Annotated in this window: 13 protein-coding genes; 5 read left to right on the top strand and 8 right to left on the bottom strand. The window is 39.3% G+C overall.

Going from position 1 to position 11,844, the window contains the following annotated elements:
* Positions 1-135: 135 nt before the first annotated feature.
* The 5 genes from fbp to DPV92_RS07710 form a co-directional block, all read right to left on the bottom strand.
* Positions 136-1,140 carry a class 1 fructose-bisphosphatase gene (gene fbp, locus DPV92_RS07730; protein WP_111354372.1) on the bottom strand — a complete coding sequence of 335 codons (1,005 nt, stop codon included), beginning with the start codon at positions 1,138-1,140 and terminating at the stop codon, positions 136-138.
* Between the two features lie 192 nt (positions 1,141-1,332).
* Positions 1,333-1,533, bottom strand: a complete 201-nt coding sequence (locus DPV92_RS07725; protein ID WP_111354371.1) for a helix-turn-helix domain-containing protein — start codon at positions 1,531-1,533, stop codon at positions 1,333-1,335.
* Positions 1,534-1,747: 214 nt separating this feature from the next.
* The gene (locus DPV92_RS09940) at positions 1,748-1,858 is read right to left on the bottom strand and encodes a type II toxin-antitoxin system RelE/ParE family toxin (RefSeq protein WP_225791974.1); all 111 of its coding nucleotides are present in this window, start codon (positions 1,856-1,858) and stop codon (positions 1,748-1,750) included.
* 164 nt (positions 1,859-2,022) lie between these two features.
* Positions 2,023-3,291, bottom strand: coding sequence for an NRAMP family divalent metal transporter (locus DPV92_RS07715; protein ID WP_111354370.1), 1,269 nt, complete (start codon positions 3,289-3,291; stop codon positions 2,023-2,025).
* Between the two features lie 295 nt (positions 3,292-3,586).
* The gene (locus DPV92_RS07710) at positions 3,587-3,928 is read right to left on the bottom strand and encodes a carboxymuconolactone decarboxylase family protein (RefSeq protein ID WP_005709289.1); all 342 of its coding nucleotides are present in this window, start codon (positions 3,926-3,928) and stop codon (positions 3,587-3,589) included.
* Positions 3,929-4,054: 126 nt separating this feature from the next.
* Between DPV92_RS07710 and DPV92_RS07705 the strand changes: the two genes are divergently transcribed.
* Complete coding sequence (locus DPV92_RS07705) at positions 4,055-4,942, top strand: AraC family transcriptional regulator (RefSeq protein ID WP_111354369.1); 888 nt, start codon at positions 4,055-4,057, stop codon at positions 4,940-4,942.
* Between the two features lie 22 nt (positions 4,943-4,964).
* Here DPV92_RS07705 and DPV92_RS07700 read toward each other — a convergent pair whose 3' ends face one another.
* From DPV92_RS07700 to DPV92_RS07690, 3 genes are all read right to left on the bottom strand, one after another.
* Positions 4,965-5,516: a TIGR00645 family protein gene (locus DPV92_RS07700; RefSeq protein ID WP_111354368.1), complete on the bottom strand. Its 552-nt coding sequence runs from the start codon at positions 5,514-5,516 to the stop codon at positions 4,965-4,967.
* A 177-nt stretch (positions 5,517-5,693) separates the two neighbouring features.
* Positions 5,694-6,578: a CAF17-like 4Fe-4S cluster assembly/insertion protein YgfZ gene (gene ygfZ, locus DPV92_RS07695; RefSeq protein WP_111354367.1), complete on the bottom strand. Its 885-nt coding sequence runs from the start codon at positions 6,576-6,578 to the stop codon at positions 5,694-5,696.
* A gap of 20 nt (positions 6,579-6,598) precedes the next feature.
* On the bottom strand, positions 6,599-7,462 hold the full coding sequence (locus DPV92_RS07690) for a YicC/YloC family endoribonuclease (protein WP_111354366.1): 864 nt from the start codon (positions 7,460-7,462) through the stop codon (positions 6,599-6,601).
* A gap of 82 nt (positions 7,463-7,544) precedes the next feature.
* On the opposite strand from DPV92_RS07690, the gene rph reads away from it, so the two are divergent.
* The 4 genes from rph to DPV92_RS07670 all read left to right on the top strand — a co-directional run bounded on the left by rph (position 7,545) and on the right by DPV92_RS07670 (position 11,824).
* Entirely contained in the window at positions 7,545-8,261 is a 717-nt protein-coding gene (gene rph, locus DPV92_RS07685; protein WP_111354365.1) for a ribonuclease PH, read from the top strand.
* 90 nt (positions 8,262-8,351) lie between these two features.
* Positions 8,352-9,959: a DNA recombination protein RmuC gene (rmuC, locus tag DPV92_RS07680; RefSeq protein WP_111354364.1), complete on the top strand. Its 1,608-nt coding sequence runs from the start codon at positions 8,352-8,354 to the stop codon at positions 9,957-9,959.
* A 112-nt stretch (positions 9,960-10,071) separates the two neighbouring features.
* Positions 10,072-10,929: a peptide chain release factor N(5)-glutamine methyltransferase gene (prmC, locus tag DPV92_RS07675; protein WP_111354363.1), complete on the top strand. Its 858-nt coding sequence runs from the start codon at positions 10,072-10,074 to the stop codon at positions 10,927-10,929.
* Positions 10,930-10,957: 28 nt separating this feature from the next.
* Positions 10,958-11,824, top strand: coding sequence for a SirB1 family protein (locus tag DPV92_RS07670; RefSeq protein ID WP_111354362.1), 867 nt, complete (start codon positions 10,958-10,960; stop codon positions 11,822-11,824).
* Positions 11,825-11,844: the final 20 nt, after the last annotated feature.

The raw sequence follows: 11,844 nt of genomic DNA, 5'->3' as shown, positions 1-11,844 counted from the left end.
TAATCTATCTCTATGAGATTTATTCTTTTACTATTTTTTTACTAAATAAAAAATACTTTTAAAAAATATTTCTTTAAAAGTATTTCAATATTTTTAAAATAACAAGCGATTGTTTTTTATGATTAATTTGCAAATCTATTCTGAAAATTCCTGCATAAATTCAACCGCTTTCTCAACCATCTCTTTTGAACCTGTAAAGAACGGCACACGTTGGTGTAGCGTGGTTGGTTTGATGTCTAAAATAGGGTTGATGCCATCAGTTGCCAAACCACCAGCCTGTTCGGCTAAGAATGCGATTGGGTTACCTTCATAAAGCAAACGTAATTTACCGTTTGGATAGACGGTTGAAGTTGGGTAGATGTAAATTCCGCCTTTAAGCAAATTACGGTGGAAATCAGAAACCAATGAGCCGATATAGCGAGAAGAGTATGGGCGTTTACTTGCTTCGTCGCTTTCTTGGCAATATTTAATAAAGCGTTTCACCCCTTGCGGGAAAGTGACATATTGCCCTTCGTTAATAGAGTAATATTTCCCTTTTTCTGGCATTTGCATATCTGGATGAGAAAGAATAAACAAGCCAAGCGATGGTTCGTAAGTAAAGCCGTTCACACCGTTGCCTGTAGTGTAAACCAGCATTGTAGATGAGCCATAGGTAATATAACCCGCGGCAACCTGCTTTCTTCCCTCTTGCAAGAAATCTTCCATCGTAACAGGTGTGCCAATTGGAGAAACGCGTTTATAGATAGAGAAGATCGTTCCCACAGAGACGTTCACATCAATATTGGATGAACCATCAAGTGGATCGGTCATTAAAATATATTTTGCATTACGAGAACGTTCAGTATCAAATGAGATGAAAGTGTCATCTTCTTCAGAAGCAAATCCTGCCACTTCTTCACGTGCAATAAGGGCTTTTTTCATTGTTTCGTTGGCAAAGACATCCAATTTCATTTGGGCTTCACCTTGAATATTTTCTGAGCCTGCAACACCTAAAATATCTTTACTCAAGCCTGCGTGGTTAATTTCGCGGTGGATAAATTTTGCTGCCAAGCGGATAGAAGAAAGAATGCCACTTAGCTCACCTTTTGCTTGTGGATATTCCGCTTGTTTCTCAATAATAAATTCGCCTAATGTTTTCATAATCACTCCTTTTTATGAATTGTTCAGTTAATCAAGTATGGTGTATCAGCTTTAATTATAGAGAGGATTTTTAGAAAAGATGTAATAGAAATGTCGAAAAATGTGAACTAGATCACACGCTTTTGGCTATAAAAAGAATAGACAGATTTTCGTCTGCCTATTGTGTTATGCGATAACTTCAATGCCTTTATGTTATACAAGGCTGGGGAATTTCAATGCTGTACCACTCGTTTTTTTAACGCCTCGCTCCCATTCAGAAATCATATTTTTGCTCACGTTCAGATAATGTGCAAAAATACTTTGCGATACTTGTTCTTTTTCGCGAATGGCTTTGATTTCGTCTGGAGATAAAGCTTGCACGGGAGTTAAGCAGAGATCATCAAATTTTCTCATTATTTTTTATCCATCAAACCTGATTTATATAAATCAGTAGTATTTTCATGGATCGTAAATAGAAGCTCACTCATAGGTATCCTACTGTAAAATTTCAATAAAATAACCTTTCTTTACTTGAGATTGAATTCGTAAAGCGGTTAATTTTTCATATTATTTTGCTGATTCCTGCAACAAAGTAGCTATTTTCATTAATTCGATAAAATATAAAAGATCAAAAACCACCAAAAAGCCCTTGCCCTTTTCTAGCTATACGTTGTTTTAAGATATTTCCAACTAAATCAGCATCAATTAATCCCTCTTCAGCTCTGAAAATAGCTTCCACGAGTTAGGCATCTTGAATATGATGCTTACGTGCAAATTTATCAAATGCTTTAGTTTTAAAACTCCTCACAACACTCCATTGTAATCTATGGCGTGATGACAATAACATGATTTTTACTCATAAAAAAGGGCGTATTCTCATACGACCTATACATTTATTTTAGATTAAATCCAACCAAACTCATACGCAATAAAGAGTAGCGTAAAGCCAGTTAAGTAAGTTAAACCAACAACGGCCAACCAGAACAAGCCGCCCTTCACGCGATGTTCACCTTTTAAAACCAGGGAGAAGTTTAACCAACCAAAAATTGGTGTGGAAACGAAAGAACAGATCATCGCAAATGAAAGTAATTTTGCTACATCGCTCATAAAAAAGAGAATGATGATAATGCCGATGGCTGAAGCGGCTGTCATCCAAATATTTAAGCTTGCCACTGAACTCTCTTTTCTGCCTAATAAAATACGCAATGCTTCGTTGTTTGCACGTGAATAGCCGTCGATTACGGTAATGGTTGTGCCGAACATACACATAAAGGCAATCAATGCAATGAGTAATTTAGACCAATCGCCAATAGCAAAGGCATACATTTTGATAAGCTGTGCAATATATTTTACACCCGCTTGTTCAACCACTTCACCAGAACCATATTGCACCAATGCACCGAGTGCTAAGAAAACAATCGCTAAAATCGCTGTGCCGATAAAGCCGATGTTGAAGTCTAAAATACCGTCTTGGTAGCTTACTTTGCTTAAACGGCGTTTTGCGACCACCCACATTGAGTTGATTGCTGAAATCTCAATAGGGGCAGGCATCCACCCCATCAATGCAACAATAAAGCCAAGAGAAGCCAAATTCCACGGTGACGGTTCAATAAAATCAGGTGCAACTTGTACACCACCTTTTGATGCAGCAATAACTACCGCAGAAACCGTTGAAATTGTTAAGGCGATCATAATAAGCTTAGACAAGCGGTCTAAAAATTTGTATTGACCAAGTAAAAGAATGCCTAGTGTGCCTGCAATAATAATGATACTTGCAGTTGGAATGCTGATGTCCCAGTTCAATCCTAACGCAGAAATAATAAATTTGAGAATGGCCGCTGTCACAATACCCACCGCAGCGGTGTTAATCATTGTGGCGATCACATTCAAGATAAAGAAAACAACTAAGTAGATGCCACCTTTTTCTTGATAACCTTCAAGCAAGGTTTTGTTCGAACTAAGCGTATATTGCACGCCGAAACGGAAGAAAGGATATTTGAAAAGGTTCGCTAAAATAATGATGATTGCAAGTTGCCAACCATAGATTGCGCCAGCTTGAGTTGATGCCACGATATGCGAACCACCAACTGCAGCAGATGCCATTAGGATACCAGGCCCAAGTACCTTAAACTTTGAAACCCAAGTTGAGCATTCTTCGATTTGTTGTGTCATAAAAAGTCCTACATTATATAAATTAAAGTCTTGGCGATTTTAATTTAAATTTTTAATAAAACATAGTCTTTTAGATAGCGTTTTTAGGATTTAAAACTATTAAAGAGAGTAAAAATGCGTGAAATGGAAGTTATATTAGAACTTGATTCTAGTTTTTAAATCAAAATTAGATATTTAAACTAAAATAAACAAATGTTACAGAAGAATAAAATTTGTAAAATTTTTATCGAATAATATAAAAAAAGCTAGCTTTGAAATCTGTTCAAAACTAGCTTTGGTTTACTTTAAATCTAAATTAGCCTTTTTGTACGTTATATGCTTCCAACGCACGTAGTGAATAAGTGTAAGCTGCACCCGCATTTAATGCGATAGACATGGCAAGTGCTGCAGCGACTTCATCTTCTGTCGCCCCCGCTTTCACTGCTTCTTCAGCGTGCACGCCAATACAACTTTCACAACGAGTAGTTACCGCAACAGCTAAGGCAATTAATTCACGTGTTTTCGGATCTAACACATTGCCTTCTGCCGCCGCAGAGCCTAATGCTTGATAGGCTTGTAACATTTTTGGATATTTTTTACCTAAGCCACCAAAAGATTTTTTCACATGTGCTACGTCATTTTTCCAATCTGCAAACATAATATTTCTCCTTAAATTTATGATGATGTATGTTTAACTGATGTGTGCATTATAAGAAAAATGAGCTATGATAATTGTCAAATCATCTCAACTGTTTTCGTAAAAATCTCAAAATGGAAATTTCTCATGGATTATTTAGATAAACTCACTCAGCTTGCACAAGTGCAAGGTAAAATTAATATTCGTTGTTTATTTCAAGGCGATTGGCGAGTAGAACACAATGTGAATACCGTCCAAGATGAAGGCATTTTTCATATTATCGAACAAGGCGAATGCTGGCTAACTTTGGCGGATAAAACCTTTCATTTGCAAGCCGGCGATCTGTTTTTCTTACCCAAAAACTGCCCACACCGAATGCATAGCTCTGCAAAAGTTTCCACAAAATCGACCGCTATTACCACCTCGCAAGGTTTATTTGAACTTCGTCAAATCGGGCAAAAATCTCCTGATCTCAAAATGTTCTGTGGGCTATTTTTATATCAAAAAGAATCGCTTTTAATTGATGCCTTACCCGAGTATTTGCATTTTCATCTGCCTGAAACACCTGTTCAGCCACTGCTTCAGCTTTTTCTTAAAGAAGCAAATGAAACAAATCAAGGCTCAAAATCAGTAATTGATGCATTAGCGAATGTGCTTTTTATCTATATTTTACGCCACGCATTGCAGATGGGATGGGTTGAATCAGGCTTGCTAGCAGCCTTTGAAGATAAACGGCTTAGCCATGTGCTGATTAAGATGTTAAATGAGCCACAAGCAGAGTGGAATATTGAACAATTAGCCGAGCTTGCATTGATGTCTCGTGCTAATTTCTGCCGTGTTTTTCAACAAAAAATGCAGATGCCTCCAAAGAAATTTCTCAATCAAATTCGATTGCAACAAGGGGCTTATTTGCTCAAACAAACCCCAAAAAGTGTGCTAGAAGTGGCATTAGAAATTGGCTATCAATCGGAGGCGCATTTTAGTAAAGCGTTTAAAACCGCTTATGGCATCACTCCGAGTCAGTATCGGAAGTAGCTTTTTAATTCAGTGAGTCTAACTAGTGTGTTTTGTGACTGGTACTATAAAGGATTTTATCCGTATAAGCCAATGCAATTGCCGAGGCTAAAAAGCCGAGGTGTAAAAACAACTGCCACATCATCGTTTTTTCAGGCATATTATTTGCATTTACAAAAGTTTGAAGCATATGAATAGATGAAATGCTAATAATTGACATAGAAAGTTTCACTTTCAGCACAGTCGCATTAACATGGCTAAGCCATTCAGGTTGATCTGGGTGATTTCGAGTGCGAAGCTTAGAAACAAAGATTTCATATCCCCCAATCGTTACCATAACTAATAAGTTAGCAATCATTACTACATCAATCAGATTAAGCACTGCCAACATAATGGTGTTGGAATCCATTACATTGATATTTGTAATAAGCTCCCAAAGCAATTTCATAAATTTATAAGCATAAATACCTTGTGCTGCAATCAATCCTAAATAAATAGGCAATTGCAACCAACGACTCATAAAAATCAGCTTACTGATTGCATTTGTTTGCGCATTATATTTTGCATAAGGATCTTGAGTTTTTGTCTGTTCCATAGTTACCACGATAAAATTTAATAAACATTGTATAAAAAAGTTGCACGAAAATAGCAATTTTATAAAAATTTTCAATTATTTTTCAGATCAATTTGAATAACACTATTTTCTATATGCAACAAAAACGACCGCATAATAATCCGAGCATAAGCGGCCGTTAAAGTAACAAATTGTACGTTATTCTTCTAACGAATACGGCAATTCACAAATCTGCAACGCAATACCATTCACGCGGAAATTCGCCTCTTGTTCCACATCTTTGTTCATTACCACTTGCAGCCACAATTTACCTTGGTAATGCACAGCAGAAAGAATTGTCCCCGTCGCACGCCAGTTTTCGCCGAGTTGCATTTCAATACTCGAAGCAATTTCTGGCAGCTCGATTTCTCTTTCAACATTGCCAACTAACGTAAACATCGCACGTTTATTGGCTCCACGATATCTAGCACGAGCCACGGTTTCTTGCCCGATGTAACAACCTTTGGTAAAGGAAATCGCATTTTCGATCGCTTGTAAATTTGCTGCTTGCGGGATCAGTTCAAACTGGTTCTCTTTAAACAAAATCGGTAAGCCATCTTGAATATCTATCAGATCCCAAAGTTTTGCCGAACCATTTGTTTCTACATTTTCGCCCCAAACAATCGCTCGTTTTTGCCCTTGCGGGAGCACCAAAGCGGTCGAATTTTCGTGAAGTGTTGCTAAAATCTCACCACTTGTTACGCCATAAAGCGGAGTATCTAATTCAGTGAAAGTTACTTTTGAGAACACCGCATATTTTTTGAGCTGAGTTAAGGCTTCAGGCAATAGATCTTGATGCATAATCACAAAAAATTGCTCTTGACTGGCTCGATATAAGCGGAATAAGGCACTCATTTTTCCTTTAGGATCACAATGGCAGGTTAGCGTGTGGCTTCCTACTTCAAGCTTTGCCACATCGCACGTTAATTGTCCTTGCAGATATTTTTCCGCATCCACGCCTGCAATTTCAATCAAGCGATATTGATCAAGTAATACGCAAAGATCGGGATGAATTTTGCTGATTTGGTTACATTCGCATTTCATTTTAACGTCCTTTTTTCAAGCTATTCCAAATTCTGAATTTGCTCACGCATTTGCTCAATAAGCACTTTCAATTCCACCGCTGAATTGGTAATGTCGGCATTGATCGATTTTGAAGCAAGCGTGTTGGATTCACGGTTCAATTCTTGCATCATAAAATCTAATTTACGCCCAACAGCCCCACCTTTTTTGAGAATAGAGCTGGTCTCTTTCACGTGCAATTGCAAGCGGTCTAATTCTTCGGCTACATCAACACGCTGTGCAGTAAGTACCATTTCTTGCTCTAAACGTTGCGGATCGAGTTGCAAATTAAGCTCATCAAAGCGTTGTTGTAGACGATCTTTTTGCCATTGCAACACTTCTGGCATCTGTTGTTGCACACCTTGTGCAATCTCAGCTATATTGTCTAAACGTTGCTGGATAATCGATTGTAAGTTTGCTCCTTCACGCCCACGCATTGCAATAAAATCAGTTAAAATGTGCTCAAACCCTGCTAATAAATCTTGCGAAATTTGGTCTAAATCTTGGCTTTGTGCATCGACCACACCTGGGTAACGTAGCACATCCACCAAGTTGATCTCCCCTTTCCCCGCAATGCCTTGCAAGGTTTTAAGCGAAGCGATAACTTTCTCTGCATAGTCGGTATTTAATGCGATAGTTTTATTTTCGGCTTGATCCAATTCAACGCGTAAGCTACATTCCACTTTACCGCGAGTAAGGGCACTGCGCAGGCGTTCACGCAAGCCCATTTCTAACTGGCGGAAAGCCTCAGGCAGACGGAAATAGGTTTCTAAAAAGCGTTGATTGACAGAGCGAATTTCCCATACTGCATTGCCCCACTCTTTTTTAATTTCTAAATGGGCAAAGGCGGTCATACTATAAATCATCTTGATTGTCCTGTTTTATAATGAAAATTAGCTTATTGTACTGTAAAATAGCCAAGAATTTTAGTAGAAGGAAAGAAAAACTATGCGTCCAAATAATCGCGAATTAAATCAAATCCGCCGTGTAAAAATTACCCGCCACTATACCAAATATGCTGAAGGCTCCGTGTTAATTGAATTTGGCGAAACCAAAGTGCTTTGCAATGCGACCATTGAAGAAACCGTGCCGCGTTTCTTAAAAGGGCAACAACAAGGCTGGGTAACCGCAGAATATGGAATGCTTCCACGTGCGACCCATTCTCGAACCCAACGTGAAGCCGCAAAAGGCAAACAGACAGGCAGAACGATGGAAATTCAGCGTTTAATCGCTCGTTCTTTACGTGCAGTGGTTGATTTAAAAGCCCTTGGCGAACGCACCATTACCGTAGATTGTGATGTGATTCAAGCTGATGGCGGCACACGTACTGCTTCCATCACTGGTGCTTGTGTAGCACTACACGATGCCATTGCTCACTTAATCGAAAATGGTACGCTTAAAACCAGCCCACTTAAAGGCTTAGTCGCTGCGGTTTCTGTTGGTATTGTGGATGGAAAAGCGGTTTGTGATTTAGAATATGTGGAAGATTCAAATGCGGAAACCGATATGAACGTGGTAATGGTTGAAGATGGCAGAATGGTGGAAGTGCAAGGCACCGCAGAAGGCGAGCCGTTCTCACACGACGAATTATTACGTTTATTAGACCTTGCAAAACAAGGAATTAACCAGTTAGTTGTAGCACAGCGTGAGGCGTTAAATCTATAATTTTCCATCATTTATTTGGTAAGGCGGACTTCAGTCCGCTGTTTCATTTCTTTAACCGGCGAACTGAAGTCTGCCCTACATTTAGCACCTATGACAATCGATCCAATCTGGCTCTATATCAGCTTAATTTTACTCAGCTTTCTCTCCATTACTCTCTTTTTCTTACATTCTCGTTCAACCAACGAAGCCCAAGCATTGCTACAACAAAGCGAAGAGCAAAAAGCCCAACTGACTCAGCTTTCACAAAAAACAGAACAGCTTGCGACTGAAAAATCACAGGTAGAACAATGGGCAGTGCAATATAAAGTTCGCTCTGAAAATGCCGAAAATCGGGTTAGCGAAAAAGAGAGCGAAATCCACCGCTTGCAAGCAAAAATTGAGCAGGCGTCTCAGTTAGAAGATCAACAAGAGAGCTACATCAACGAGTTGAAAGAACGCATTGGTGCATCGCAAGCAAAAGCGGAAAGCTTGGAAGAGCAACTAGCTTTTAGCCATCAACGTTTGAACCAAAAAGAGCAAGAGTGCCAGCGTTTGAATGGACAGTTTATCCAATCGCAAAATGAACTGACCGAATTACGTACAACGCTTAATGAAAAACAGGCGAATTTTGAAGAGCAACAACGTAATTTTGTGCAGGTAAAGCAGCAGTTGAATGTGGAATTTCAACATCTAGCACAGCAGATTTTAGAAGAGAAAAGCCAGCTTTTCGCCCAAAGTAACCAATCTTCATTAGATGCATTACTCAAGCCGTTTAAAGAACAAATTGAGGGTTTCCAAAAACGGGTGAATGAAGTACATAGCGAATCGCTCAAAGGCACGGCGAATTTAGAAGCAGAGATTAAACGCGTGTTGCAAATTGGTGTGTCAATGTCAGAAGAGGCACAGAACTTGGCTACCGCTCTCAAAGGCAACAACAAAATTGCAGGCAACTGGGGTGAAGTGCAGCTAGAAAGTGCGTTGCAATCAGCAGGCTTGTTGGCGAATGAACATTATGTGGCACAAGAGAACTTCCGTAATGAAGAGGGTAAGCGTTTTGCCCCCGATTTTGTATTGCATCTGCCTGATAACAAACATTTGATTATTGACAGCAAAGTCTCACTCGTGGCGTATGACAAAGCCATTCGTACCGAGAATCAAGCCGAAGTATTGCAAGCCTTTGATGAACATTGCCGCTCGTTGCGAGCACATATTGATGGGCTTTCCAAAAAAAATTACAGCTCGTTGCTGGGCGTAAAAAGCCCTGATTTTGTGCTGATGTTCGTGCCAATTGAGTCTGCATACATTGAGGCAATGAAGCACGATCAGCAGCTTTTCAATTTCGGTTATGAACGCAATGTAATTTTAGTTTCTTACACCACTCTTATGCCGATTTTACGCACAGTCGCAAACCTTTGGCGAATTGAGCGAGGCAATAGCGAAGCCCGTGAAATCAGCGAAAAAGCGGGTGATATTTACAATCAAGTATGCACCATTGCAGAGCGGTTAAGCAAACTGGGCAACACACTCAACACGGTAAACAATCAATACAACCAAACAGTGACTTCGCTTGTTGGACGACAAGGTTTGCTCGGTAAAGTTGAGCGTTTCCAACAGCTTTCCAGCAAAGCTGGTCAAAATGTGCCACAAGTAGAATTTTTGCAGAATGATTTGGATACAGCAAGATTGGAATTGTTGATGGAGAGAGAAGAGACAACATAAATAAATTCTAGTAAAAATTACATTGAAGTAAACATAACCTAGCCTTGTGCTAGGTTTTTTATTTGGGTGTGAATGTGCTATCCTAACACTATTCTTTATTGAGTGAATTTTTATGACTTATTCCGATTGGCTAACTTATGCCACCCAATTATTAACCGAAAAATTAAGCCAAGATCCTTATCTGAACGCGAAATTAGATGCGAATTTGCTGTTACAAGCGGTGACAAAACGCTCGCGTTCTGCAATTTTTGCGTTTGGAGAAACAGAGCTGAATGAAACTGAACAAAATCAGCTAAATCAGATGCTAGAACGCCGCACAAAAGGTGAACCGATGGCATATATTTTAGGCGAAAAAGAGTTTTGGTCGTTGCCATTAAAAGTGTCGTCTGATACTTTGATTCCCCGCCCAGATACGGAACGATTGGTCGAAGTCGCATTAAGTTGGGCAAACAAGCGGTTGGAAAATCAAGAAAGTTTGCAAATTTTAGATTTAGGCACAGGGGCTATTGCACTGGCACTAGCTTCCGAATTAAAGCAGAAAGCACAAGTGTTAGGTGTCGATTTCAAGCCCGAAGTGGTAGTACTTGCAGAAAGTAATCGACAAACGTTGCAGATTGAAAATGCCCGTTTTCAGCAAAGCGATTGGTTTTCTACATTAGTAAATCAGCAGTTCGATTTGATTGTAAGTAACCCACCTTATATTGATGAGGAAGATGAAAATTTGCAGATTGGTGATGTGCGGTTTGAGCCTTTAACCGCATTGGTAGCAGATAATCACGGTTTAAGCGATTTGCAAAAGATTATCGAAAATGCACCGCTTTATTTGAAACCGAATGGGGCGTTATTTTTAGAACACGGTTGGCAACAAGCACTCAATGTGCAACATATTTTTCACCAAAATCAGTGGCAAGCGGTTGAAACATTCCAAGATTATGCCAATTTAGATCGCATTACAAAGGCTGAGAAATAAAGCTAGAAGAGTAAAAAAGAAGGATAAAATGGACGATATTATTAACGAAATTTTACAAGAGCTGGAGTTACCGAAAATTACGATAAGCGATGAAAAACTGCAGACTTTTTTATATGAAGAGATGAGCCGAATTGGCGGAATTGTGGATGAAAGCGTAACGCCTCGCCAACGTAGTGCACGAGCTTCAGCTTTAGTACGGAAGGTTAGACCGCTCATTACAGCTGATAATGAACTCGACAGATTACATCAACTACTAGATGTGATTTACCACCAAATGCAATTTTCTTACCGCTACACCGACTATTTCAACAGCGATAATTTGTTGCTGCATAAAGTGTTGCAAACCAAGCAAGGTATGCCGGTTTCTTTTGCCGCTATTTTGCTTTATTTGGCGGCGAAATGCGGTATTCCGCTGTTTGCGGTAAACTTCCCAACACAAATTATTTTACGGGCGGAAATCTCGCACGCTGATGGTCGTCAAGAAACGCTTTTTATCAATCCAGCCGATGGTAAGTTTTTAAGCATGGATGATTTAGAAAAATGGTTGGATGGTGAGCCGATGGCGGGGCTTTTAGTCACACCAATGCTTATTCGTCGTGCTGAGTCATTTGAGCTATTGGAACGAGTGGAAACACTGTTTAAAATGGCATTAACTAAAGAAAAAAAATTTCAAGAAGTGCTAGAAATGATAAACTTCCGCCTGATTTTTTCGCCTGATGATCCGTATGAAATTCGCGATCGTGGGATGATTTTTGCGACAATGGAATGTTTCCAAGCGGCTTATGAAGATTTGAGCTACTTTATTGACCAATGCCCAGATGATCCATCAGCACGCATGATTAAAATGGACATTAAACAGCTGGAACAAAAAAGCAAAGAGATGGTTTTACACTAATTTTATTAACTAAGGAATCA

The sequence above is a fragment of the Pseudohaemophilus paraphrohaemolyticus genome, from assembly GCF_003253115.1.
Taxonomy (GTDB): domain Bacteria; phylum Pseudomonadota; class Gammaproteobacteria; order Enterobacterales; family Pasteurellaceae; genus Haemophilus_A; species Haemophilus_A paraphrohaemolyticus_A.
The sequence above is the reverse complement of the archived record's forward strand: the minus strand, read 5'-3'. Positions and strand labels throughout refer to the sequence as shown.